Below are 25,605 nucleotides of genomic sequence, written 5' to 3'. Positions count from 1 at the left end.
CCTGGAGATTTAGTGATGGAATTAGCAATTAAAGACGCTTCTGGCGCTCTTGAAGTTTCTGAAGCTACTTTTGGACGTGAGTTTAACGAAGCATTAGTACATCAAGTAGTTGTTGCATACGCAGCAGGTGCTCGTCAAGGTACTCGTGCTCAGAAGACACGTTCTGAAGTAAGCGGTGGTGGTAAAAAACCATGGGCTCAAAAAGGTACTGGCCGTGCACGTGCTGGTACAATTCGTAGTCCAATTTGGCGTTCAGGTGGCGTTAGCTTCGCAGCTAAACCACAAGACCACGGCCAAAAAGTAAACCGTAAAATGTACCGCGGTGCGATCAAAAGCATCTTATCTGAATTAGTTCGTCAAGAGCGTTTAATCGTTGTTGAAAGTTTTGGTCTTGAAGCACCAAAAACTAAAGAACTAGTTTCTAAGCTTAAAGAACTTGAGCTTAAAGATGTTCTTATCGTGACTGAAGAAGTAGATGAGAATCTATTCTTATCGGCACGTAACCTTTATAAGGTTGACACGCGTGATGTAGCTGGTATCGATCCTGTAAGCTTAATTGCTTTCGACAAGGTACTTATTACAGCTGCTGCTGTTAAGCAACTTGAGGAGGCGCTAGCATGATCCGTGAAGAACGTCTTTTAAAAGTGATCCTTGCTCCACATATCTCTGAAAAAAGCACAGTTGCTGCTGAAGAAAACAATACTATTGTTTTCAAAGTAGTAAATGACGCAACTAAAGCTGAAATTAAATTAGCAGTTGAGAAGCTTTTTGAAGTAGAAGTAATGGGTGTTCGCACACTTAACGTTAAGGGTAAAACAAAACGTACTGGCGCACGTTTCGGTCGTCGTAACGACTGGAAAAAAGCTTACGTTACTCTTAAAGAAGGTAGCGAGCTAGACTTTGTCGGCGGCGCCGAGTAATAAGGGGATAGAATTATGGCACTTCAAAAGTGTAAGCCTACTTCTGCGGGCCGTCGTCACCTAGTTAAAGTGGTTAACCCAGATTTACATAAGGGTAAGCCATACGCTCCACTTTTAGAGAAAAACTCTAAATCTGGTGGTCGTAATAACAATGGTCGTATCACGGTTCGTCATATCGGTGGTGGTCATAAACATCATTACCGTTTAATCGATTTTAAACGTACTAAAGATGGCATACCAGCCACTGTTGAGCGTTTGGAATATGATCCAAACCGCAGCGCAAACATCGCTCTTGTATTATATGCAGACGGTGAGCGTCGTTACATTATCGCACCAAAAGGCTTAAAAGCTGGTGATGCAATCCAGTCTGGTGTTGACGCATCAATCAAACCTGGAAATACATTACCTATGCGCAATATGCCTGTAGGTTCGACTGTTCACAACGTAGAATTGAAACCAGGTAAAGGTGCTCAAATTGCACGTTCTGCTGGTGCATACGTTCAAATCCTTGCGCGTGATGGTCAATATGTGACTATACGTCTTCGTTCAGGCGAAGTTCGTAAAGTACAGTCTGACTGTCGTGCAACGCTAGGTGAAGTAGGCAATGCTGAGCATATGCTTCGTTCACTTGGTAAAGCAGGTGCAAATCGCTGGCGTGGTATTCGTCCGACAGTTCGTGGTGTTGCCATGAACCCGGTAGATCACCCACACGGTGGTGGTGAAGGTCGTTCATCTGGTGGTCGTCATCCTGTGTCTCCATGGGGTAAGCCGACTAAAGGTGCTAAGACGCGTAAGAACAAGCGTACGGATAAATTTATAGTACGTCGTCGTACTAAGTAATATTGAGGAATAGCCATGCCACGCTCTCTCAAGAAGGGTCCTTTTATAGACCTACACTTGCTGAAGAAGGTAGAGAAAGCTTTGGAAAGCGGTGAGAAAAAGCCAATTAAGACTTGGAGCCGTCGTTCAATGATCATACCTAACATGATCGGATTGACCATTGCTGTCCATAATGGTCGCCAGCACGTACCCGTTTTCGTTTCTGACGAAATGATCGGTCACAAACTGGGTGAATTTGCACCAACTCGCACTTACCGCGGCCATGCTGCGGATAAGAAAGCGAAGAAACGCTAAGAGGGGAATGATAAATGCAAGCATTAGCTAAACATAAATTCGCCTCTGGTTCGGCGCAAAAAGCACGTCTAGTTGCAGACCAAATCCGCGGACTACCGGTTGATAGCGCACTAGAAATCCTGGCGTACAGCCCAAAGAAAGCGGCTGTATTAGTTAAGAAGGTACTTGAGTCTGCTATTGCTAACGCAGAGCATAACGAAGGTGCTGACATTGATGAGCTTCGTATAACTACAATCTTTGTGGACGATGGTCCAACAATGAAACGTATTATGCCACGTGCTAAAGGACGCGCAGACCGCATCCTTAAGCGTACAAGCCACATCACTGTTATGGTTTCAGATAGCTAGGAGTATAAGTAATGGGACAAAAAGTTCATCCTACTGGTATTCGCCTAGGTATATCTAAACCTTGGGTTTCTACCTGGTACGCGAGTTCAAAAGATTTCTCTGCACAGCTTTTTGGCGATCACAAAGTACGTACATTCCTTACAAAGGAATTGAAAACGGCTTCTGTGTCTAAAATCGTTATTGAGCGTCCAGCAAAATCAATCCGCGTAACAATTCACACGGCTCGTCCGGGTGTTGTTATCGGTAAAAAAGGCGAAGACGTTGAAAAGCTACGTCAAGCGGTAACTAAGATCGCAGGTGTACCTGCTCAGATTAATATTTCTGAAGTACGTAAACCAGAATTAGATGCACAATTAGTTGCAGACGGCATTGCCTCTCAACTAGAGCGTCGTGTTATGTTCCGTCGCGCTATGAAGCGTTCGGTACAAAATGCAATGCGCATCGGTTCTAAAGGGATTAAAGTTGAAGTTAGCGGTCGTCTTGGCGGCGCAGAAATCGCACGTACAGAATGGTATCGTGAAGGTCGTGTACCTCTACATACTCTTCGTGCTGATATCGACTACGCAACTTCTGAGGCCTTAACCACTTATGGTATCATTGGTGTTAAAGTTTGGATCTTCAAAGGCGAAGTTATTGGTGGTTTACCACTGGTACAAGAGCAAGAGAAGCCAGCTAAACGCGCACCAAAGAAAGCCAAAAAAAGTGCTAAGTAGAGGTAGCGAGTAATGTTACAGCCAAAACGTACAAAATTCCGTAAAACGCACAAAGGCCGCAACCGTGGTCTTGCGCAAAACGGTAACAAAGTAAGCTTCGGTACTTTCGGTTTGAAAGCTACTGGTCGTGGCCGCATGACTGCTCGTCAAATCGAAGCAGCTCGTCGTGCTATGACACGTCACGTCAAGCGTCAAGGTAAAATCTGGATTCGTGTATTCCCAGATAAGCCAATCACGAATAAGCCGCTTGAAGTTCGTATGGGTAAAGGTAAAGGTTCTGTTGAATATTGGGTTGCTGAAATTCAGCCTGGTAAAGTACTTTACGAAATGGAAGGTGTTTCTGAAGAGCTTGCTCGTGAAGCATTTAACCTTGCTGCTCGTAAGCTGCCATTCAAAACAACTTTCGTAACTCGGACGGTAATGTGATGAAAGCAAACGAACTAAAAGACAAAAGCGTAGAAGAGCTTAATGCTGAACTTCTAGGACTACTTCGTGAGCAATTTAATATGCGCATGCAAGCTAGTACTGGTCAGTTAGCTCAAACTCACACGCTAAGAACAGTACGTCGCGATATCGCGCGTGTAAAAACAATTATTAACCAGAAGGCAGGTCAATAATGAGCGATAAAATTCGTACTATTCAAGGCCGTGTAATCAGCGACAAAATGGAAAAATCATTCACTGTTGCAATCGCACGTTACGTGAAGCACCCAATTTATGGGAAGTTCATCAAACGTACGACTAAATTACACGTACATGACGAAGACAATACAGCTCAGGCTGGTGACGTAGTTACTATCCGCGAGTGTGCTCCTATTTCTAAGACTAAGTCTTGGGCATTAGTAGACGTTGTTGAGCGTCCAAAGAAAGCTTAATTTTTAATTAAGTTTACTTTTTAAAAAGCCCCGGCATTTGTGCTGGGGCTTTTTGTTTTTAAGCTATAAGCAGTAAGATGCTTGGATGGAGTCAATTTGAGCATTGTTGCTTGGGTTGAGTCTATTGAGGGAAAGCAGAAGAGAGCACTAAAAATACGCAGGTATAAAAATTCACATCACTAAAAGCTCTTCAAATATTCTGATAAAAGTGACACCCTCAACTATATCTATACTTTGGATCTATAAATTAACCTAAGCAAAAGCTAAATTCGTTTTTCATCCTTAGTCGATTACCTTGCGCAGTAATTTTCATTTTTTTAAAGTTTGTGATTTGATTTGTGCAAAGCGAGTTTCTTGTTTGAGGTTATTCAAAATGAGATGGTTTGCGCTGATGTCATTCTTATTACTCTTTTATATTGTATCAGCGGGCGCTTTTTACCATGCAGGCGCATTTGCCAAGCTATTACCGCACTTTACACAGATATTGTGAGTCCAATCGAAGAAACTATTAATGGAGTTTATCAAGTTAGTAATCAGTTATTGTTACCTTTTCAGTGCGTAACAAGTTCCTTATGATTATTTAGCTTATCATTTTATAGTAACTCAGTTGAAGTATGGAAAATATTACATAATAAACACCAAATACGAGTAAAGCTTGTTTTTATCAGTATAACCCCCTCAAACAGAGGGTTATACTTTAAATAAAATAATTATTGGGTTATTACCAAATCATTTCTACAAACTCAGGGTGATCGACATATGGATTACGATTGCCTTGATGCTCATAAGCTGCTTGGTTTCTGTCAATTTCAAGCTGACTGACAGGATCATTGTTATGCCATTGCAGCAACATCGTCGTTGCCCAATTCTCAAATACTTGATTGCTAGAGCCATTCAGTACGGCATTACTGGCTGAGGTATTGTTTTGCCAAGAGCTAATGACGTTCTCGTAGCGGGTTGCCATATAAAAGTAGGCGCGGGCAAAGTCGCCTTTAAACTCATCTATGGGCTCAAACACCGTACCTGAGTAATTCAATGAGTTTGCGGCTGAGCCTAATTTGCTGCCATTACTTGAGGTATAGGTTGCACTGCTTACATCACCAAACGGGTAATTGCTACGTTTTGAGTTTACATAACCATCGGTTGCAAAAATATGATGTACATCAGAATTCATTGGCTCAACCGTGCCACCAAACCAGCTTTTCGGGAACGAATGTTCGCGGTTATAGCAACTACCTTCTCCACTATAATTACCACACTGATCGCTCACTGGCGTATATGTGTAGCTATCGCTGCCGTTTGGCTTTTCGCTATACATATCTAAAATGCTGTTATCATTTTCAAAGTATTTATCGCGTGCTGACGAATCGTAAAAGTTCCAAATAGCAGAATAACCTTGCGAGCTATGATCTTTTATAATGTTATAAAGTTCGGTTTTTAGCGCATAGCCTGTTAAACCTTGAACTGTCACATAGTAACCGGTTGGATCTGTTGGCGTAGGGACACTATCGCCCAAAGTAAATGAGGTGGACTCTGTATTTTGAAAGCTTGCGCCGCTGGCAAGAGTAGTTTGCTGATGTGTCAGTGCGTAGCGGCCATTACCAACTGAGCAGCAAATACCATCACCGTAACTGTCAAAAATACTAAATGTATAATCGCCATCAACTAAGCAGGCTTGCTCAGAGTAAGTTTCGTTGGCACTGTAGCCATTACCTGAAGCAACGTTTACTCCTTGGTTATTAATAATTTTCCAGCTTGTTTCTTCACCGTAATTATCTGTTGTAAGTGTGAAATCAACGCCATTATCAGTGCAGACAGTAGGAGGTGGGCTAGTAGCTTCTGAGGTAGGTGTAAAGGTATCTACATAAACACTTTCGTTGCCATCAAAGCCACTGACATCATAAAAGCGTAGGCCAACATTAATAGTGGCACTACTTGATGCCGTATATTGGTAACTAAGTTGCTGCCATTGATTTAATAGTGCAGGGTTTGAGTAGCCTTGATAGCCATCTGCAATTAGGCGTGCTTTTATACCGCCTTCAGTATGATAAACCCAAGTCGAAAATAAGTAACTTTGCCCAGCTTCAACCTTCACATTTTGTTGTAGATCTGTGTTGCTTTGGGTTGCAGTTGTAACCGCTACTTTGGCAGCAAGTGAACCTGAATTGACGATATTACTACTTTGTAAAAGCGTTATGCCAGAATCGATAGTGTTCCAATTGCTGGGCGAGTTACCAGACCAGTGTTCAAAACCACCATTAGTTATAGCGGCAAAGCTAGGTAATGCAGCGCATAGCAACGCACCATTAAAAATATGTTTTTTATATTTTCCGTGCGACATGATTTTTCCTTATGTGTAGTTGGCCAATAATAACTAAGTTCACTATAGTCTATCGATTTTTTGTTGCAATAATGTTGATTAGGTCGTGATGTGCACAATTAATACTTTCCTCAGGTGAAGTGTTTCTTGGAGCTTTTTAGGTGAAAGTTGAATACAGGAAGCAAACTGGCTTAGAGTATTTAGCTTGGTGCATCAGCCTTTAATCTGTTTTTACTTGTTAATTCATAAGTTAATAACTAAATGGAATAACAAAGCAGATTCTATTCTTTTTTTATTAGTCAGTTCCTCGTTATTCTGCACGCTCAGAGAAAACTTTACAGCCTAGCAATAGACTTAAAGTTGTAACAAATTTTAGGCAAGGTGATTGATTCTGTGTGAAGGTCATTTTGCGGTTAACTTTCAGGGTTACGGGGAAGAAATTCATGTTGTTAGGTCAACTAAACGCTGCGGCAAGCCCGCTTTCGCAAGAGCAAGTACAAAAGTTGCAAGGTCTAGTGGCTGAGCTTAATCCAATTCAGCAAGCGTGGGTCAGTGGCTATCTTGCTGCAAACGCTAATAGCACACTAGGTGGCGCGGCAAGTGTAGCACCTGTTGAAGGTGAAGCAGCGGCATTGACCATCTTATATGGTTCACAAACTGGTAATGCAAAAGGTGTGGCAACTAAGCTTAAAGAACAAGCTGAGTCACGCGGTTTAGCCGCAAAACTGGTTAGTATGTCTGACTACAAACCGACTGCCCTGAAAAAAGAAAAGTTTTTAACTGTTGTAGTTGCAACTTACGGTGAAGGTGAGCCGCCAGAAGATGCTGAAACATTATATGAGTTTTTAACTACTAAAAAAGCCCCTAAGCTTGATGGCGTTAAAGTAGCTGTGCTTGGTTTAGGAGACTCTAGCTATGAGTTTTTCTGCCAAACGGGTAAGGACTTTGAAGAGCGCTTAAATAAATTAGGTGCCGAGACTATTTATCAACGTGCTGATTTAGATGTTGATTATGATGATGAAGCCGCTAAATGGGTAAGCGGTGCTTTGGATGCGTTTGAGCCTGATTTAAAAGCGCAACAAGGTTCATCATCAGGTAACCAAGTTGTATCAATGCCATTTGGCGCACCAACGACTGCAGCAAGCCAATATACAAAACAGAATCCATTTGAAGCAGAGCTTTTAACTGTTCAAAAAATTACTGGCCGAGATTCAAGCAAAGATATACGTCATGTTGAAATCTCACTTGAAGGTTCAGACATCACTTATACGCCAGGTGACTCACTCGGTATCTACTTCTTAAATGATGAAGCATTAGTAGATGAAGTACTTGAGCTTACCCAAATTGATGCCAAGAGCAAAGTTAAGCTAGGTGATGAGGAGCTATCAGTACGTGATGCACTTATTGAAAAGTTAGAACTGACACAGTCTTACCCGGGCTTTGTTGAAAAGTATGCAACGATCACGGGGACGCCTGAGTTATTAAAACTGGTTGAAGATAAAGCAGCGATGCGTGCATATATTGAACCACGCCAAATATTTGATGTTATTCGCCAAAATCCAGCTAAGTTAGAGGCTCAAATACTGGTTGATTGCTTACGTAAGATGCAAGCTCGTTTATATTCAATTGCGTCAAGCCAGGCTGAGGTTGAAGACGAGGTGCATTTAACAATTGCGTTAGTGGAATTTGACGCCTATGGCAGCGAACACTTAGGTGGTTGTTCAGGTTACTTAGCGCGCCGCGCCGAAGAAGACTGCAAAGTAAAAATATTTTGCGAGCACAATGATAACTTCCGCTTGCCAGTAAATGATGAAACTCCAGTAATCATGATTGGTCCAGGTACGGGGATTGCGCCGTTCCGTGCCTTTTTACAAGAACGTGATACTCGAGAAGCATCAGGTAAAAACTGGTTGTTTTTTGGTAATCCACATTTTACTCAAGACTTCTTATACCAAGTTGAAATCCAGGGTTACCTAAAATCGGGTTTACTAAGCAAAGTAGATGTGGCGTTTAGCCGCGACCAAGCAGAAAAAGTATACGTACAAGACAGGCTTCGTGAAAACAGTAAAGACGTATTTGAGTGGTTAGAAGCTGGCGCCCATTTATATATTTGTGGTGATGCAAACCGTATGGCTAAAGATGTGCACAATGCGTTGGTTGATATCGTAAGCGAAAATACAGGCAAAAGCTTTGAAGACGCTGATCAATATTTAAAAGATTTACGTAGCGCTAACCGCTATCAGAAAGACGTGTACTAAGTACACATTGCTTACTTTATAAAAAGCAAAGCTAACAGCCGTCACTGTAACAATTTTAGGATTTAACATGAGCGAACAAGATAAAAACGTAAAGCTTTCTGATAACGAACGTTTGAAAAGAGAAAGTAACTTTTTACGTGGCACTATTGAACACGATTTAAAAGATGGTATCACCGGTGGTTTTACTGCAGATAATTTTCAGTTAATTCGTTTCCACGGTATGTACCAACAAGATGACCGCGATATCCGCGCTGAACGCGCTAAGCAAAAGCTTGAGCCGTTACATAATGTAATGCTTCGTGCACGTATGCCCGGTGGTATTATCAAGCCAGAACAGTGGCTTGCTATTGATAAATTTGCAGATGATAAAACTAGCTACGGCAGTATTCGTTTAACAACGCGGCAAACTTTTCAGTTTCATGGTGTATTAAAGCCAAACATTAAAGGTATGCACCAAATGCTAGATAGCGTGGGAATTGACTCAATCGCGACTGCAGGTGATGTGAACCGTAACGTGCTTTGTACGACTAATCCAGTTGAGTCAGAGCTTCATCAAGAAGCTTACGAGTGGGCTGCGAAAATATCAGAGCATTTATTACCAAAAACTAAAGCGTACGCTGAAATTTGGCTAAATGGCGAAAAAGCAGAGACAACTGAAGAACCTATTTTAGGCTCTAACTATTTACCACGTAAGTTTAAAACTACGGTAACCATTCCACCGAACAACGAAGTGGACGTACACGCTAACGATTTAAACTTTGTTGCTATTGCCGATAACGGCAAGTTAGTTGGTTTTAATGTATTAGTAGGTGGCGGTCTTGCCATGACCCACGGTGATACTGCAACGTATCCACGTAAAGCCGATGACTTTGGTTTTATTACCTTAGAAGACACGCTAAAAATTGCTGAGCATGTTGTATCTGTACAACGCGATTGGGGTAATCGTTCAAACCGTAAAAACGCAAAAACTAAATATACTTTAGACCGTGTAGGTGCTGATGTATTTAAAGCCGAAGTTGAAAAGCGGGCCGGTGTTACTTTTGCGCCAAGTCGCCCGTACGAGTTTACGCATCGTGGTGACCGTATCGGTTGGGTTGAAGGGATTGATGCAAAGCATCACTTAACACTATTTATTCAAAGTGGTCGTATTTGGGATACGTCAGATAAACCACTTAAAACCGGTTGTCGTAAAATTGCTGAAATTCACCAAGGTGATATGCGCATGACGGCTAATCAAAACTTGATTATTGCCGGTGTACCTGCTGATCAAAAAGCGGCTATTGAAGAGATTGCCCGCAGCCATGGCTTAATTGATGATAACGATTCAGCCCAACGTAAAAACTCAATGGCGTGTGTTTCATTACCGACCTGTCCATTAGCAATGGCTGAAGCTGAGCGTTATTTACCAAGCTTAATTGAAAAGACCGAAGCATTACTTGCAAAGCATGGCATACCAGATGACAGCATCATTATGCGCGTTGTGGGTTGTCCGAATGGTTGTGGCCGCGCAATGCTTGCAGAAGCAGGTTTAGTAGGTAAAGGGCCGGGTAAATACAATGTATACCTAGGTGGTAACCTTGAAGGAACCCGCGTACCTAAGCTGTATTTAGAAAACGTCGGTGAAGAAGTTTATTTAGATGCCTTTGACAAGTTAATTGGTCAATGGGCGAACGAACGTAATGACGGCGAATGCTTTGGAGATTTTGTGATCCGTAAAGGTATTGTGGCCGAAGTTAAAGTTTCTGTAACCGACTTCCACGCATAATTTAAAGCCAGTAAACAAACTGGCTAAGGTTTGGAATTTACCATGAGTGAATTTAAAAACATTTTACAGCTCGATAAACAGAGCCAAACGGCGATGTTGGCTGATGCTAATGGTTTACTAGCTAATATGAGCGCCGAGCAGCGTGTAACTTGGGCACTGGATAATTTGCCAAATACGGCTTTTTTATCATCTAGCTTTGGCATACAAGCGGCTGTAATGCTGCATTTAATGACAACGCAGCGCCCCGATATTCCAGTAGTATTAACAGATACAGGTTATTTGTTTCCAGAAACTTATCGCTTTATTGAGCAAATGACCGAGCGATTATCGCTTAATTTAAAAGTGTATAAAGCCGAGCTAAGTCCTGCATGGCAAGAAGCTAAATTTGGTAAGCTATGGGAGCAAGGTGAAGGGGGAATTAAGCAATATAACCAGCTTAATAAAGTAGAGCCCATGACCCGCGCTTTAGAAGAGATTGAAGCCGGTACTTGGTTTAGCGGCTTGCGTCGTGACCAAGCATCGTCCCGTGCAGATAAACAGATAGTTGAAATTAGCCGTGGTACGGTGAAGGTCTACCCTATTATTGAATGGACTAATCGAGATGTATATCAGTACCTTACTAAGCATGAATTACCTTATCATCCATTATGGGAGGAAGGTTATGTGTCGATGGGGGATGTACATACAACTCGTAAGTTAGAGCCAGGAATGACTGAAGAAGAAACTCGCTTTTTTGGTTTAAACCGCGAATGTGGTTTGCATATTGATGGTGATGGTATTTAAATTAACCAAATTTAGTTAATGATATAAACGCAGCTTAGCTGCGTTTTTTATTGCCTCAAAAGCTGTTAGCATCAATGTATAATAGCAGGCGTTGCCATTAGGATTATAAAGTGGACAAAAAAGCGAAGAAGATACTCTTAACAACCTATTGGAAAAATGGCTGGATTGACTCAAAAGAGCGCGTTTTATCAGAAGAAGACTTCTTATACGCTAAATCAAAAGGACTTATGTTTGATCCCTTAACGATTACTCATGATGAGTGTATCGATGGTGTGATAGCTTTGGTTAACAAACTATCTAAAGAGCAGGTAGTGAAGGGGTTTTTGAGCAGCTTAACATCTAATCGTTTAGATTGGCGCTCTAGTTTATCTTCCTACGCCATTGCAAAAAAGGTTCCTAAACACACTTATAAACCCGAGATCTCTGGCACCTCTTATGTTAATAACCAACCTGTTTCACATTCATACAGTTGTGCAATTTGTAGAGATTGCGGGCTAATTGTTACCGCAGGTGATAATTATGAAAACGTTGATCTTAACGTGCTTAATTTTGAGCGCATAAAGTGGGGGGGAGTGCGTTTAGGTAACCTTTTGTACACCTACTTTGATTTAAAAACATTTGCTGCGGCTGCTATTTCAGAGCCGACAAACGATGATATAAAGTGCTTAAAGAATATCCTTTCTATAATAGCTAGTTCCGAGGTAGGCGATACCTCTAATATACTTGCAAAGCGCCTCGCGCCAGTGATTAAATCAAATCAAGAGCAAAGGCGCGTTTTAATAGAAATTCTTGCATGTATAGGAATTCTTAGACCTGCAAGCACTAACCGTCCAAGTCATAGTCGAAGCGACTGGGTATTTGCAGAATTTTGGCGAGGCGAAGATTCATTTTGCCAAACCACAGTTAACACCTATTTTGGGCAATATTTATAAGCTAGTTTATGGCTGTTAAACCAATACGATATCTAATGACTTAATCAGGAGGCTTAATTGCTTACCCCAAGTTGGCAACTCGAAGATGCACAAAAACTCGCGGACGAATTTCCGTACACTTTTTATAAACCTTCTGATCAAGTTATGGCACAGCTTGAAGTGGGCGATTTAGTTAAATTGATATTTGAATTTACTTCAGACAATCCTGATGACCCGACTGCTGAAAGAATGTGGGTGGAGATCGCCGAGATTAAAGATGACAGCTTCATGGGTTATTTAAATAATGAACCCGCTTTTATCGAAGATTTAAAGCACCAAGACAGCGTTGAATTTCGCCGCTGCCATATTGTTGATATTTACGGCATTGAAGACCCAGTGCCATCATTAACAGATAAATATATAAAGCGATGTTTCGTTACTCATAATATTTTATATGACGGCCAAGAGGTCGGTTTTTTATATCGAGAACCTGCTGAGTCTGAAGATGATAGTGGTTGGCGTATTACCACAGGTTATGAGAGCGATGAGTACTTAGACGACAGCAAAAATGCTTCTTATGTCTCTTTAGGCGCAGTTTTACGCCAAGATGATAGTATTGTCGAGCTGCTTGAAAATGAGGTAGGTGCTGCTTATATCAAAGATAAGCAAGGAAACTTTGTAGAATATGACGAATAAGCTGAGTTAACTTTTTGAAGTACTGCTGGTTTTTTCTTCCATCTTCATAAGCATGATAGTTAAATATATTTTTGTAGGTAACGAAAATAGAACGCCCACAGCAATACAGGTTGCACTAATTATAATTCCAGTAATACCAAACTCATCAGTTAGGTAACTTGATGCTAATAAAAAGTGGCCGAGTAAAATTAAGCTAATACCCAGTATAATAAATATTTTTAGAGTGCGAATGATAGCGTGTTCAGACATGTATCCTCCTAATTACCTTTTATTGTAACGAGTCATTAGTCAAAAACATTGTTTTGTATCAATAAAAAAGGGGCTAAAAATTAGCCCCTTAACATTTGTTTAGCGTAATAAGCTATTTGTTCTCAAGCATATTACGTAACACATATTGCAAGATACCGCCGTGCTTGTAGTAATCCCACTCTTTAGGCGTATCGATACGCACATCAGCGCTAAAACTTACTTTTTTACCTTCGCTGTTTGTTGCTATCACAGTCACTTCATCGGTCTTATTGTATAGGCCTTCAATATCAAACTGCTCTTGGCCGGTTAAACCTAGTGACTCATGGCCTTCACCGTCTTTAAATTGCAGTGGCAATACACCCATACCAATTAAGTTCGAACGGTGAATACGTTCATAGCTTTGGGCGATTACGGCTTTTACACCTAGTAGTAACGAACCTTTAGCTGCCCAGTCTCGTGATGAGCCTGTACCATACTCTGCTCCCGCTAATACTACGAGCGGTGTTCCTTGCTCTTGATAAGCCATTGCTGCGTCATAAATACTGGCTAGTTCGTCTTCAGGTTGAGTGCGCGTAACGCCGCCTTCAGTGCCTGGCGCGAGTAAGTTTTTCAAGCGAACATTGGCAAAGGTACCGCGCATCATCACTTCATGATTACCACGACGTGATCCATAAGAATTAAACTGGGCTTTTTTAACGCCGTTTTCTTGTAAGTACAAGCCTGCTGGCGCGTCAGCTTTAATCGCACCGGCTGGTGAAATATGGTCGGTAGTTACTGAATCGCCAAGTTTAGCTAAACAGCGAGCGCCTTCGATGGTTGGAATACCTGGAGGCTCGACTTTCATGTCATCAAAAAATGGTGCTTTTTTGATATAAGTAGACGCATCATCCCAATCATACAATTTCCCATCAGGAATTTTAATTTGTTGCCAGCGCTCGTCACCTTTGTAAACATTGGCATAACTGGTCGCGAACATTTCTTTGGTTACGGTACTTTTAACTAACTCACTGACCTCGCTGACACTTGGCCAAATGTTTTTCAGGTAAATATCATTACCGTGTTCATCTTGGCCTAAAGGCTCGTTGTATACATCAATATCTGTACGCCCTGCAATTGCATAGGCAACGACTAATGGTGGTGACGCTAAAAAGTTCATTTTCACGTCTTGGTGAATACGTCCTTCAAAGTTTCGGTTACCGGATAATATAGAGCTAACAACTAATTTATGCTTTTGAATAGCATCACTTATTTCATCAGCAAGTGGCCCTGAGTTACCAATACATGTAGTACAACCATAACCAACAAGGTTAAAGCCCATGGCTTCGAGATCATCCATTAAGTCGGCTCTATCAAGGTAGTCAGTTACCACTTGCGAACCAGGAGCCAGTGAGGTTTTAACCCACGGCTTTACTTTTAAACCTAATTGCTTGGCTTTTTTAGCGACTAAACCTGCGGCCAGTATTACGCTTGGGTTAGAGGTATTGGTGCAGCTGGTAATAGCGGCGATAACGCATGCGCCATCTTTTAGCTCAAACTCCTCACCTTTATAGTTAACCTTAGCGGCGCCCATAAACTGTGCTTCATCAACAGGTTCATTAGGGTTTGTAGTTGGGCCTTCACTCTCAATACGAGCTTGTTGATCATCACTTGTAGCACGTTTTTCAGAACGTTCATCTTGAAAACCTCTAAGGTGTTTGCCGATGATGTCGCCCGCTTTGTCGAGGGAGATTCTATCTTGCGGGCGTTTTGGTCCCGCTAAGCTGGGTACAACATCATCAAGCGAAAGCTCAAGGGTGTCGGTATAGTTAGCTTCATCACCGTCGTTGCGCCATAAACCTTGGTGCTTAGCATAATCTTCGATCAGTTTTAGCTGTTCTTCGTCACGGTTAGTTAAGCGTAAATAGTTGATGGTTTCTTCATCTATTGGGAAAATACCACACGTCGCACCATACTCCGGTGCCATGTTAGCAATTGTCGCACGGTCAGCGAGTGGTAAATCGGCAAGGCCATCACCATAAAATTCAACAAACTTACCTACCACACCATGTTTACGCAGTATTTCGGTTACAGTAAGTACTAAATCGGTAGCCGTGGTGCCCTCTGGTAGGCGGCCGTTAAGTTTCATACCGACCACTTGTGGGATTAGTAAGCTAATTGGCTGACCAAGCATGGCTGCTTCGGCTTCAATACCGCCTACACCCCAACCAAGCACGCCTAAGCCGTTGATCATAGTAGTGTGCGAATCGGTGCCAACTAATGTATCTGGGTACGCCAATGATTTACCATTTTTACTGTCGTTAAAGACAACACGGGCTAAATATTCTAAGTTTACTTGATGAACGATACCGGTTGCAGGTGGTACTACTTTTAAGTTATCAAAGGCTGTTTGCCCCCAACGTAAAAATTCATAGCGTTCTTTATTACGGTCGTATTCAAGTTTAGCGTTCAAATCAAACGCGCCATCATTACCGTAACCATCAACTTGTACCGAATGGTCAATAACTAGTTCGGCAGGTGAAAGAGGGTTTATTTTTGCAGGATCGCCACCGAGCTTTTCCATGGCATCACGCATTGCGGCTAAATCAACAATGGCTGGTACGCCAGTGAAGTCTTGCATCACTACACGGGCAGGAGTAAATGCAACTTCAGCGCTTGGTTTTGCTTTGGGATCCCAATTAAGCAATGCTTCGATATCTTGTTTTTTAATGTTTACGTCATCTTCATTACGTAAAAGATTTTCAAGTAGCACTTTAAGTGAAAAAGGCAGGCGCTTAGCTTTGTCGCCAAGCCCTTGCAAAGAGTGAATATGATACTGCTCGCCATTGATTGTTAGCTGCTTTTCGGTGTCAAAACTGTTACTCATTATTAGCCCCTATGGTTATGCCTATACACTAAAGTTGCTCAGAACGAAAACTCGCTGTAAACATAGGCATGAATTTATATGTATATCCTTGACTGTCTTCTTAGCTAAGTAGCAAACTTAATACCAACCTGTTTGCTGTATAGAAATAAAACTATATTAGTATAGATGATGATGAAAATATTTATTTCAAGTTAGACAAAAGTGTAGAGCAAAATAACCGCCTTACAATATTATTTACAGTGTTAGCTAAGCGCCTGCCCTGATAGCTTAAAAGCAATAATAAAATAAGCATAAAAAGACTGGTTAAGCCAAATATGTCGATAGCAATAAAGTTATAGTATTGTTGAATGAGAATTGCGGTAAATGACGCTAAAAATAACTTGCATGCGAGAGTATTTTAATGAGTAATAAAACACAGCCAACGGTGCCTGCGTAAACCGAAATCGTAAAAGTGAACGAGTACCGAAAGGAGTGTTAGCCTACGCCACTTGTCGTTTCAGAGGTAGTTTGTATATCATTTTTTTGGTCATTGATACTTGCATTATAAACGCAATAACCGCTAACAGATTCCAAAGAAGTGCTACCCATGCGACATTTTAGAGCCAGTTTGGCGGTGCCATAAATTACCTTTTCATTATTATTTATAAGGTAATTAAAGATAAAGATGACGCTATTTATAAGCGATATTTGGGGTGATAATTAACCAAACGAAATTGGTTTACGACCAGTATTTGCATCAACTTTTGGCTTTTTGGTGCGCTTACGCTTACTTTTTGCAGGCTGTGCTGAAGTATCTTTAGCCGCTTGTTGCTGTTTAATTTCTTGGCTTGGTAGAGTGCGTTCAGCGGGGATCGCATCTTCACTTAGCGTTAGTTGAAATTGTTCGCCATCGAATTCGAGCACATCACCACTGTATAATTTTTTCCGTTTGATTGTACAAATTTCATAGTTAACGCCTACATAGCCCTCGGCAATTAAGTTTTTTGCTTGACCACCACCTTCAACTAAATCTAAAACCTTTAGTAACTTACATAGCTCTATCGGCTCTTCTTCTAGTTCAATTTCAATGTATTCGTCGTTCATAAGGTTCTCGGTGATTTGGCTGTTAAAGTCAGCAGTATAAAGGCATACGCGACACAATGCACTAATGCTTATATGTGCTGACAAGTAAAATTATTAATAATTTTTTGATTTTAAAAAAACTGTCGTAATTTACGAGTAAGCTGCGCTATATAAAGCTGGCCTAAACGTTGCTAAAAAGAATTGCCAAAAAGTAATTCGTGCTTAAATTTATAGAAATATGGAGTTATAAAATGGGCGTAAGATTAGCCATGAAAAAAGAGTTAATGGGTTTAGATGGATCAGATCTTCTAACTGCCGATGATGTCCGCACCGAACTCAACAATATTATTAAGCGCGATGCAGAGCACAGTGAAACTGGGTTCTCATTAATTTCAAAATTTAATGATAACCACAGTCAAATTAGTACCGGTCACGAAAGTAAAATTAAGCAACTCGACTTTCAACGTCATCGCTTGTTTAAAGATATTTTGTATAGCCGCAAAAGTGTTGATGGGTGGTTAAATAGCAAACTCGCTCAAGTTAGTCTTTAAAACTGCCTTTGCATATTATTGTATATTAAGCGTGTGTTTCTATATGCTCACTGAGCTGCGCGATTCGTGTACTCATGCCTTCGATAATGCGATCTTTAATTTTTTCACGTATTACATTAGGTAAGCGAGTAAGTGCAGCTGGGGTGATAGCGAGTAAGATAGTGTCGGGTTTGGCGCGAACGTTGGTGCTGCGTTCGCGGCTATTAATAAATATGCCTTCACCAATAAACTCTCAGGGCTCAATAGTACCGAGCTCTAGCAGGTTGCTGTGCTTAAGCACCACTAATGAATCGCTAAGCACCGTTTATTATCGTACAGTTTAAATACCGCGTGATCTTGTTGAGCATGATAAAGGTGACAAAATGATTCGAGCAAAATCTGCCGTTCGTTGAGGGGAAACTCACGAAAAAACGGCAATCGATTAATAATTTCCACCTGCTTGAATAGCGCAATATGCTCAATTAATTTCATTAACTTTGCTAATATAAAAGTTAGGAATTAATATTGCGTTCTTTTAGCTTGCGGGTCAACGTGTTGCGGCCCCAGCCAATCTTTATTGCGGCCTCTTGCTTGTGCCCAGCGCAACTGGAAAGTGCTGCTTTAATTAAGCGCGTTTCAAGTTGCGCTTGTACGTTAGGCCATATATTTTCTTTGCCTACTTTTAACTCTTGGTTTAACCAATGCTGAAAAGCATCTAGCCAGTCACCTTCTTGCTCTGTTGGCATAATGTCGATTATTTCTGGTGGTAAATCTTGCTCACTTATCAGTTCGCCAGGTGCCATTACTGTTAACCAGCGACAGGTGTTTTCGAGTTGACGAACATTGCCAGGCCAGTTAAATAAGCGTAGTTGCTCAGTGGCTTTACTGCTGAGAATTTTACTTTCTACTTGCAAGTCTTTGGCGCTTGTATGTAAAAAGTGCTGTGCTAGACGTTCTATATCTTCAGTTCGCTCACGAAGAGCGGGTAAGCGTAACCTAACTACGTTTAAGCGATGAAATAAGTCATCCCTAAATTTACCTAGTTTAACTAAATCTTCGAGATGTTGGTGGGTCGCGGCAATGATGCGCACATCAACCTTGATACTTTGATGGCCGCCAACCCGATAAAACTCCCCATCAGCGAGCACGCGTAGTAAGCGAGTTTGTACATCGAGTGGCATATCACCTATTTCATCTAAAAATAGCGTACCGCCGTTAGCTTGTTCAAAGCGACCTTTGCGAATGCTATCTGCACCTGTAAATGCGCCTTTTTCATGGCCAAAAAGCTCAGATTCAACTAGCTCTTTAGGGATAGCTGCCATATTAAGCGCGATAAATTGGTTTTCTTTACGAGGACTGTGATTGTGTAAGGCGCTGGCAACCAGTTCTTTACCCGTTCCAGATTCGCCATTAATAAGCACACTCATACTTGATGCTGATAACTTACCTATCGCGCGAAATACTTCCTGCATGGCAGGGGCTTCACCAATTATATGAGCATTATTTTGTGGTGCTTGTTTGCGTTTAGTTTTTTTAGTGGAATTTGCACGACAAGCACTTTCGACTAAGCTAACCGCTTCATCTAAGTCAAATGGTTTAGCTAGGTACTCAAAAGCACCTTTTTGAAAAGCTTTTACAGCTGAATCTAGATCAGAGTGAGCGGTCATAATGATCACCGGTAACCCCGGGTTTTGTTCGGCAATGAGTTCCAACAGCGCCATGCCATCCATACCAGGCATTCTTACATCAGATACCAGCACTGTTGGTTGGCTGTATTTTAACGCGCTTAACACATCTTGTGCGTTAGCATAACTTTGGGTTTCAAAGCCAGCGCGGGTTAACGCTTTTTCTAATACAAAGCGAATCGAGGCATCATCATCAACCAGCCAAACTGTTTTCATACACACTCCAAACTATTTAATCCGTAAAAGGCAGATAAATATTAAACTCTGTGTGACCAGGCCAGCTATCGCACTCAATATAACCATTATGTTGATCTATTAAAGTTTGCGCTATTGAGAGTCCTAATCCTGAACCACCATCTTTTTTGGTGATCATCGGATAAAATAGAGTCTCTTTAATCTCTGGATCTATTCCTGGTCCGTTGTCAGATACTTGGATCAGCAAGGCCTTTTTAGGGGCTTTACCTGGGCGACGGTATTGATGATTAATGCGAGTTTTTATTTTTATCACTCCGCCATTATCAATTAATGCTTGCTGGGCATTACGAACAATATTAAGCATCACCTGTTGGACTTTACCTTGGTCGATGTAAACATCCGGTATGCTTGGGTCGTAATCTTTTTCTAAGCTTATATTGGCGCAGTTATCTAACATCGTTAACTTAAAAACAGACTCTAAAGTTTGGTGAATATTACCCTGTGACTTTTGCGGTAATTGATTCGGCCCTAGGAGCCTGTCGACTAACTCACGTAAACGGTCTGCTTGCTCAATAATTAGCTCAGCACATTCATCCCTTTCTTGCTGATCAACTTCATACTGCAATAATTGCGCCGCTCCTCGAATTCCGCCTAGAGGATTTTTAATTTCGTGAGCAAGTCCGCGTATTAAGTTACGTGCAGCTTGGTATTGATGCATTTGATTTGAAGCTTGGTCATGGCGAATTTCATCATCTGTTTGACGACATTCAAACAAAATATAAAACTGTCCATCGAAGGCTAACCGTCTAGTACTGATCGCAAGTTTGGCATGGCGAGAGTCTACAAAGACCACGTCAGCTCTATGCTGGTGGCAGTCTACGCCGTCAATTAATGAGTACTGTGCAATGCGCTTTAAATCGATTGAATGATAATTAAATAAGCTGTCGAAGGGCTGGCTAATTATTCGTTTTGAGCCTAAGCCAAGTAGTTCACTAGCGCTATCGTTAGCATAGATAAGCGTAAAATCTTTATCGAGCAAAAGCACTGCGGTAGTGAGGCTTTGCCAAATACTATTAAGTAGTTGTGGACTAAATTTTTTATTACTGTGCATTGTTGCACCACTTTAGTGCGTTGACGATAGTTATCAGCTTAGCATAGAAAAGTCATGGCTGGTTAAAGCGATGAAGCACGATGCATAAAAAAGGTACTAGATGAACTACTAGCAATATTATTGCCTTGTGAATCAAATAGCTTTACTTGCAGTGTATGCATACCTCTACTTATATTTCTAAGTGCAAAGGTGCTGGTATTGCTTGGTTCAGTAAAAGGACTGCCATCAACTAATAATTGTATGGTAAAGCCGTTTTCAAAGCGTGGGGTTATACGGCTTGTTACATATACTGAGCCGGTATTTTCACGCACGGTTGCTTGATCAGCGGGCGATGCTATAACAATTTTGTAATTAATGGCTTTTGGTAAATCTTGGTCATTTAAAACTCTCGTATCGACTGCAGGCATAGTTAAGTTTTGTGTGGTGAGCTTAACTTCTTTGGCGCCACTTTTTGGCGTGTCAGAAAATACTAATACACCATTTTTATCTTTCCAGGCATAGATCTTTCTTTCACCAGAATAACTATAAAAGCTTACCAAGCTTATAATTAATAATAAAAAAATTGTTACTTTCACTCTGCCACCTACTATTTTCTGTACAGCCTAAACTGTAGTGGAGAATGCATTAATTTACCATAAAAAAAGCCCGTAAAAACGGGCTTGAGAACACATATATTATCTATTTAATAATTTATGCTACAGCGTATTAAACGCTGTAGTACATTTCGAACTCAATTGGGTGAGTTGTCATGTTAAGCTTTTCAACTTCTTGACTCTTAAGTGAGATGTAAGCATCAATTAAGTCATCAGTAAATACGCCACCTTGAGTTAAGAACTCACGGTCACCATCTAGACTTGCTAGTGCTTCGTCAAGTGAAGCCGCAACTGTTGGAATTTCAGCAGCTTCTTCAGCAGGTAGATCGTATAAGTCTTTATCCATTGCATCACCAGGATGGATCTTGTTTTTAATACCGTCAAGACCAGCCATAAGCATTGATGCAAACGCAAGGTATGGATTCGCAGTTGGATCAGGGAAGCGTACTTCGATACGACGACCTTTTTCTGATGGTACAACTGGAATACGGATTGAAGCCGAGCGGTTACGAGCAGAATATGCAAGCATAACAGGTGCTTCAAAACCTGGTACTAAGCGTTTGTACGAGTTAGTCGAAGCGTTAGCAAATGCGTTGATTGCTTTAGCATGCTTGATGATACCGCCGATGTAGTAAAGGGCATCTTCAGAAAGGCCGCCGTACTTGTCACCTGCGAATAAGTTAACGCCGTCTTTAGCTAAAGACTGGTGACAATGCATACCAGAACCGTTGTCGCCAACTACAGGTTTAGGCATGAACGTTGCTGTTTTGCCATATAAATGAGCCATGTTATGGATAACATACTTCATTTCTTGGATTTCATCCGCTTTTAATACCATGCTATTGAAGCGGGTTGCGATTTCGTTTTGGCCTGCTGTTGCAACTTCATGATGGTGTGCTTCAACAACTTGACCAAGTTCCTCAAGAACTAAACACGTAGCTGAGCGCCAATTTTGTGATGAATCAACTGGTGAACATGGGAAATAACCCCCTTTAACACCAGGACGGTGACCAGTATTGCCACCTTCGTATTCTTTATCTGAGTTCCATGATGCCTCGATGTCGTCAATTTTATACATTGAACCAGACATATCAGATTTATATTTTACGTCATCAAATAAGAAGAACTCCGGCTCAGGTCCGAATAAAACAGTATCAGCGATGCCAGTAGAGCGCATGTATTCTTCAGCACGCTTAGCGACTGAACGTGGGTCACGCTCATAACCTTGTAATGTTGAAGGCTCAACGACGTCACAACGAACGATTACGGTTGTATCTTCTGTAAAAGGGTCTAATTTAATTGACTCAGCAACAGGCATTAATACCATGTCTGATTCGTTAATGCCTTTCCAACCTGCGATTGAAGAGCCATCAAACATTTTACCTTCTTCAAAAAAGTCTTCATCTACTTGATGATGAGGAATAGAAACATGTTGCTCTTTACCTTTAGTGTCAGTAAAGCGTAAATCTATGAACTTAACGTCATTTTCTTTAATAAAATCTAAAACCGATTGTGACATGTGTCCTCCAACTGTTGGGTTTTATTTTTGCTGCATAATTGCTTTGCTTCTTACAAGCTGGTTTTATGCCATAATTATAACATTTTGTTTATATTGACTATTGTTGTTACAAGAAGCATTTTTCATTCATTGATGCACCAAGCTAGTGCGTAAAGTGTTCATTGTGGTGCATGGTTGGGTCTGTAAAAATTGCATGTAAATTAATCATTCGATTTAATCCCAAGCAGCATTGATTAATTGTCTAAATATCGTATAAAAACCCTGTTTATACCAGTTTTGAGTGTTTAATTTCAATAAAGTTCATAAAAATGTCATTTATAAAACAGATACTTAGTAATAGTATTACGAAAGTTTTAAAATATATTATTGGAGAAACTTTCATCTATCGCTTTAATAAGGGATAATATGCGCCCTTTTAAATCCTATGCTGGGACATCTGGTGAAAATGCAGGTGAGTGCGTAGATCTTGCAGGATTAACGAGATTCAATTTCTCTGAGTAAAAATATGAGCATCGAAAAGTTAAGAAATATAGCGATTATCGCCCACGTTGACCATGGTAAAACAACGCTGGTTGATAAATTACTTGAGCAATCAGGTACACTAGAAACGCGCGGTGGTAACGAAGAGCGCGTAATGGACTCAAACGACATTGAGAAAGAACGCGGTATTACCATTTTGGCTAAAAATACCGCCATTTCATGGCAAGACTACCACATCAATATCGTAGATACCCCTGGACACGCCGACTTTGGTGGTGAAGTAGAGCGCGTACTTTCGATGGCTGACTCAGTATTATTACTTGTTGATGCTCAAGAAGGTCCAATGCCACAAACGCGTTTCGTAACGCAAAAAGCATTTGCGCAAGGCTTAAAGCCAATTGTTGTAATCAACAAAATCGACAAGCCAGGCGCACGCCCTGATTGGGTTATGGATCAAATCTTTGATTTATTCGATAACCTTGGCGCAACTGACGAACAGTTAGACTTTAAAGTTATTTATGCATCAGCAATTAATGGTTGGGCAACGCTTGATTTAGACGAAGCGTCTGACAACATGCAGCCTATGTTCCAAATGATTGCAGATGAAGTATCACCACCGGAAGCCGATCCTGAAGGTGACTTCCAAATGCAGATCTCACAACTTGATTACAACTCGTATGTAGGTGTAGTCGGTGTAGGTCGTATTAAACGTGGTTCTGTTGAGCCGAACCAACAAGTGACTATTATTAGCGCTGATGGTACTAAACGTAATGGTAAAATTGGTTCAGTACAAAGCTATTTAGGACTTGAGCGTGTTGAAACAGATAAAGCATACGCTGGTAACATCGTTACTGTAACAGGTATTGGTGAGCTGAAAATTTCAGACACTGTTTGTTGCCCTAGCAATGTTGAAGCATTACCTCCACTAAGTGTTGATGAGCCTACGGTAACGATGACGTTCTCTGTAAATAACTCACCATTTTGTGGTAAAGAAGGTAAGTTTGTAACTTCACGTAATATCCGTGAGCGTTTAGACAAAGAGCTAGTACACAACGTAGCACTTCGTGTTGAAGATACTTCTAACCCAGATAGCTTCCGTGTTTCTGGCCGTGGTGAATTACACCTTGGTATCTTAATCGAAAACATGCGCCGTGAAGGCTATGAGTTAGCAGTATCTCGTCCAGAAGTAATCTTACGTACTGTTGACGGTGTTTTAGAAGAACCGTATGAAACAGTAACCATTGACTGCCAAGAAGAGCATCAAGGCTCTATCATGGAGCAACTAGGTCTTCGTAAAGGTGAGCTAACTGACATGTCTCCAGATGGTAAAGGCCGTATGCGTATGGATTTTATGATCCCAAGCCGTGGTTTAATTGGTTTCCAAACTGATTTCATGACGCTTACATCAGGTACTGGCCTTATGTACCACACATTCGATCACTATGGTCCGCACAAAGGTGGCGAGCTAGGTGTTCGTAAGAACGGTGTAATGATTGCAAATGCAACAGGTAAAGCACTTACTAACGCATTATTCAACTTACAAGAGCGCGGTAAATTATTCATCGGTCACGGTGTTGAAGTTTACGAAGGCATGGTTATCGGTATTCATAGCCGTGATAACGACCTTACAGTTAATGCTCTTAAAGGTAAGCAGCTTACTAACGTTCGTGCATCAGGTACTGATGAAGCACAAACATTGACACCACCATTGAACTACTCACTTGAGCAAGCGATTGAGTTCATTGATGATGACGAATTAGTAGAAGTAACACCTGAGAACATTCGCATTCGTAAACGTCACTTAACTGAAAGTGAGCGTAAACGTGCGGGTCGTGCGCCTAAGTCATAATTACTTTTAAGTAATATACTTTGAAAAGCCGCTGTATTGCAAAATACAGCGGCTTTTTTGTTTGCCCAGCGAAGCTGGCAAACCCGATAGGCTGAAAGATGCCTTATCACCCTGACTAAGGGGAAGATAATCTGAATGGCAAGGGCGTCACTGGCCAACGGTGGGGTCTGAAGGAAGCCATAAGAAGTTAGAGGTACACAACTAACCGTAACCTGTTTCGGCAGTATTGGTGGGTCAGCGTGCAAAATAGCGCAACGCCCTATACTTAGTCAGACCAATACTGTGCTTGAGGGTGGGATTTCTAACAGGGAGCCAGTGCAGTAACTGGGGAAGCCTGGCATCTAAACTTAATGAGAGTAAGTGGCCTAAATTCAAGGTGAAAGCCAAGATTTAGTGTCGGTGTGAGGTGGCAGATGAACCCGTAGTAGTGAGTAAGGCTAGGCCGATGAAAGCCAGTAATGGTGTGGAGGGGAAAACCAAGCCGACCATCAACATTATGTTTGATGGGGTCAACTTTAGCCAAAAGCTTTAATTGATTGCGAAGGGGGGAAGTATTCTTTAAGCGTATGAAAGACGGGAACTTTTGTTTATCGGCTCACAAGTATTTCGACGGAAATAGCCAAAATATGACGGCCAAACAGGAATGTAGACGCTGAGAATTGAAGGGCGAGCAATGGAGTAATGACTGACCACTTAGGCAGATTGCCAAAAAAGGCTAGCACACCTAATGTCATCATGAAGAATCAGC

The 25,605-nt window shown here is 41.3% G+C and carries 24 protein-coding genes and 1 pseudogene; 16 read left to right on the top strand and 9 right to left on the bottom strand.

All coding sequences use genetic code 11. The features are described from left to right. Positions 1-15: 15 nt before the first annotated feature. The 9 genes from rplD to rpsQ are packed head-to-tail and all read left to right on the top strand — an operon-like array spanning position 16 to position 3,988. Positions 16-621 carry a 50S ribosomal protein L4 gene (gene rplD / locus ACT3S9_RS14935; RefSeq protein ID WP_441833758.1) on the top strand — a complete coding sequence of 202 codons (606 nt, stop codon included), beginning with the start codon at positions 16-18 and terminating at the stop codon, positions 619-621. Next, positions 618-920 (top strand): 50S ribosomal protein L23, encoded by a 303-nt coding sequence (gene rplW / locus ACT3S9_RS14930; RefSeq protein WP_441833755.1) that lies wholly within the window; start codon positions 618-620, stop codon positions 918-920. The genes rplD and rplW overlap by 4 nt, the downstream gene beginning before the upstream one ends. A gap of 15 nt (positions 921-935) precedes the next feature. Beyond that, positions 936-1,760: a 50S ribosomal protein L2 gene (rplB, locus tag ACT3S9_RS14925; protein ID WP_441993194.1), complete on the top strand. Its 825-nt coding sequence runs from the start codon at positions 936-938 to the stop codon at positions 1,758-1,760. Between the two features lie 15 nt (positions 1,761-1,775). Next, the gene (gene rpsS, locus ACT3S9_RS14920; protein ID WP_004588689.1) at positions 1,776-2,054 is read left to right on the top strand and encodes a 30S ribosomal protein S19; all 279 of its coding nucleotides are present in this window, start codon (positions 1,776-1,778) and stop codon (positions 2,052-2,054) included. A 14-nt stretch (positions 2,055-2,068) separates the two neighbouring features. Then, entirely contained in the window at positions 2,069-2,401 is a 333-nt protein-coding gene (gene rplV / locus ACT3S9_RS14915; RefSeq protein WP_441833757.1) for a 50S ribosomal protein L22, read from the top strand. 11 nt (positions 2,402-2,412) lie between these two features. Next, positions 2,413-3,114 (top strand): 30S ribosomal protein S3, encoded by a 702-nt coding sequence (gene rpsC, locus ACT3S9_RS14910; RefSeq protein WP_011326869.1) that lies wholly within the window; start codon positions 2,413-2,415, stop codon positions 3,112-3,114. A gap of 12 nt (positions 3,115-3,126) precedes the next feature. Beyond that, entirely contained in the window at positions 3,127-3,540 is a 414-nt protein-coding gene (rplP, locus tag ACT3S9_RS14905) for a 50S ribosomal protein L16 (protein WP_054206129.1), read from the top strand. Beyond that, positions 3,540-3,731, top strand: coding sequence for a 50S ribosomal protein L29 (gene rpmC / locus ACT3S9_RS14900; RefSeq protein ID WP_441836049.1), 192 nt, complete (start codon positions 3,540-3,542; stop codon positions 3,729-3,731). The genes rplP and rpmC overlap by 1 nt, the downstream gene beginning before the upstream one ends. Next, positions 3,731-3,988 (top strand): 30S ribosomal protein S17, encoded by a 258-nt coding sequence (gene rpsQ / locus ACT3S9_RS14895; protein ID WP_441836050.1) that lies wholly within the window; start codon positions 3,731-3,733, stop codon positions 3,986-3,988. The genes rpmC and rpsQ overlap by 1 nt, the downstream gene beginning before the upstream one ends. 721 nt (positions 3,989-4,709) lie before the next feature. Here the strand turns inward: rpsQ and ACT3S9_RS14890 are convergent. Further along, complete coding sequence (locus tag ACT3S9_RS14890) at positions 4,710-6,329, bottom strand: endonuclease (protein WP_441836051.1); 1,620 nt, start codon at positions 6,327-6,329, stop codon at positions 4,710-4,712. A gap of 422 nt (positions 6,330-6,751) precedes the next feature. On the opposite strand from ACT3S9_RS14890, the gene ACT3S9_RS14885 reads away from it, so the two are divergent. From ACT3S9_RS14885 to ACT3S9_RS14865, 5 genes are all read left to right on the top strand, one after another. Next, positions 6,752-8,566 carry an assimilatory sulfite reductase (NADPH) flavoprotein subunit gene (locus ACT3S9_RS14885; RefSeq protein ID WP_441836052.1) on the top strand — a complete coding sequence of 605 codons (1,815 nt, stop codon included), beginning with the start codon at positions 6,752-6,754 and terminating at the stop codon, positions 8,564-8,566. Between the two features lie 67 nt (positions 8,567-8,633). After that, entirely contained in the window at positions 8,634-10,331 is a 1,698-nt protein-coding gene (gene cysI / locus ACT3S9_RS14880; RefSeq protein ID WP_441993327.1) for an assimilatory sulfite reductase (NADPH) hemoprotein subunit, read from the top strand. A gap of 42 nt (positions 10,332-10,373) precedes the next feature. After that, positions 10,374-11,114 (top strand): phosphoadenylyl-sulfate reductase, encoded by a 741-nt coding sequence (locus ACT3S9_RS14875; protein ID WP_441835821.1) that lies wholly within the window; start codon positions 10,374-10,376, stop codon positions 11,112-11,114. 110 nt (positions 11,115-11,224) lie between these two features. Then, entirely contained in the window at positions 11,225-12,046 is an 822-nt protein-coding gene (locus ACT3S9_RS14870; protein WP_441993329.1) for a hypothetical protein, read from the top strand. Between the two features lie 57 nt (positions 12,047-12,103). Further along, positions 12,104-12,721, top strand: a complete 618-nt coding sequence (locus tag ACT3S9_RS14865; RefSeq protein ID WP_441994999.1) for an immunity protein Imm33 domain-containing protein — start codon at positions 12,104-12,106, stop codon at positions 12,719-12,721. A gap of 6 nt (positions 12,722-12,727) precedes the next feature. Here the strand turns inward: ACT3S9_RS14865 and ACT3S9_RS14860 are convergent, their stop codons facing one another. The 3 genes from ACT3S9_RS14860 to ACT3S9_RS14850 form a co-directional block, all read right to left on the bottom strand. Further along, complete coding sequence (locus ACT3S9_RS14860) at positions 12,728-12,970, bottom strand: hypothetical protein (protein WP_444751016.1); 243 nt, start codon at positions 12,968-12,970, stop codon at positions 12,728-12,730. A 112-nt stretch (positions 12,971-13,082) separates the two neighbouring features. Further along, positions 13,083-15,833, bottom strand: coding sequence for an aconitate hydratase AcnA (gene acnA / locus ACT3S9_RS14855; protein ID WP_441993061.1), 2,751 nt, complete (start codon positions 15,831-15,833; stop codon positions 13,083-13,085). A 699-nt stretch (positions 15,834-16,532) separates the two neighbouring features. Next, the gene (locus ACT3S9_RS14850; RefSeq protein ID WP_441835816.1) at positions 16,533-16,916 is read right to left on the bottom strand and encodes an RNA-binding S4 domain-containing protein; all 384 of its coding nucleotides are present in this window, start codon (positions 16,914-16,916) and stop codon (positions 16,533-16,535) included. A gap of 230 nt (positions 16,917-17,146) precedes the next feature. Between ACT3S9_RS14850 and ACT3S9_RS14845 the strand changes: the two genes are divergently transcribed. After that, positions 17,147-17,446: a hypothetical protein gene (locus ACT3S9_RS14845; protein ID WP_444751015.1), complete on the top strand. Its 300-nt coding sequence runs from the start codon at positions 17,147-17,149 to the stop codon at positions 17,444-17,446. Between the two features lie 25 nt (positions 17,447-17,471). On the opposite strand, the pseudogene ACT3S9_RS14840 reads toward ACT3S9_RS14845, so the two are convergent. From ACT3S9_RS14840 to glnA, 5 genes and pseudogenes are all read right to left on the bottom strand, one after another. After that, a pseudogene (locus ACT3S9_RS14840) lies at positions 17,472-17,917 on the bottom strand (hypothetical protein). A gap of 20 nt (positions 17,918-17,937) precedes the next feature. After that, positions 17,938-19,326 carry a nitrogen regulation protein NR(I) gene (gene ntrC, locus ACT3S9_RS14835; protein WP_441835814.1) on the bottom strand — a complete coding sequence of 463 codons (1,389 nt, stop codon included), beginning with the start codon at positions 19,324-19,326 and terminating at the stop codon, positions 17,938-17,940. Positions 19,327-19,342: 16 nt separating this feature from the next. Next, on the bottom strand, positions 19,343-20,416 hold the full coding sequence (glnL, locus tag ACT3S9_RS14830; RefSeq protein WP_441835813.1) for a nitrogen regulation protein NR(II): 1,074 nt from the start codon (positions 20,414-20,416) through the stop codon (positions 19,343-19,345). Between the two features lie 62 nt (positions 20,417-20,478). Beyond that, positions 20,479-20,991 (bottom strand): DUF4124 domain-containing protein, encoded by a 513-nt coding sequence (locus ACT3S9_RS14825; RefSeq protein ID WP_441835812.1) that lies wholly within the window; start codon positions 20,989-20,991, stop codon positions 20,479-20,481. A gap of 130 nt (positions 20,992-21,121) precedes the next feature. Further along, positions 21,122-22,528, bottom strand: coding sequence for a glutamate--ammonia ligase (gene glnA, locus ACT3S9_RS14820; protein WP_441835811.1), 1,407 nt, complete (start codon positions 22,526-22,528; stop codon positions 21,122-21,124). A gap of 505 nt (positions 22,529-23,033) precedes the next feature. Here glnA and typA point away from each other — a divergent pair. Continuing rightward, positions 23,034-24,857, top strand: coding sequence for a translational GTPase TypA (gene typA, locus ACT3S9_RS14815; protein WP_441993064.1), 1,824 nt, complete (start codon positions 23,034-23,036; stop codon positions 24,855-24,857). Positions 24,858-25,605: the final 748 nt, after the last annotated feature.

Origin of the sequence: Pseudoalteromonas sp. AOP31-A2-14 (assembly GCF_052378035.1) — a bacterium.
Taxonomy (GTDB): domain Bacteria; phylum Pseudomonadota; class Gammaproteobacteria; order Enterobacterales; family Alteromonadaceae; genus Pseudoalteromonas.
This window is presented reverse-complemented; position numbering and strand designations above follow the sequence as displayed.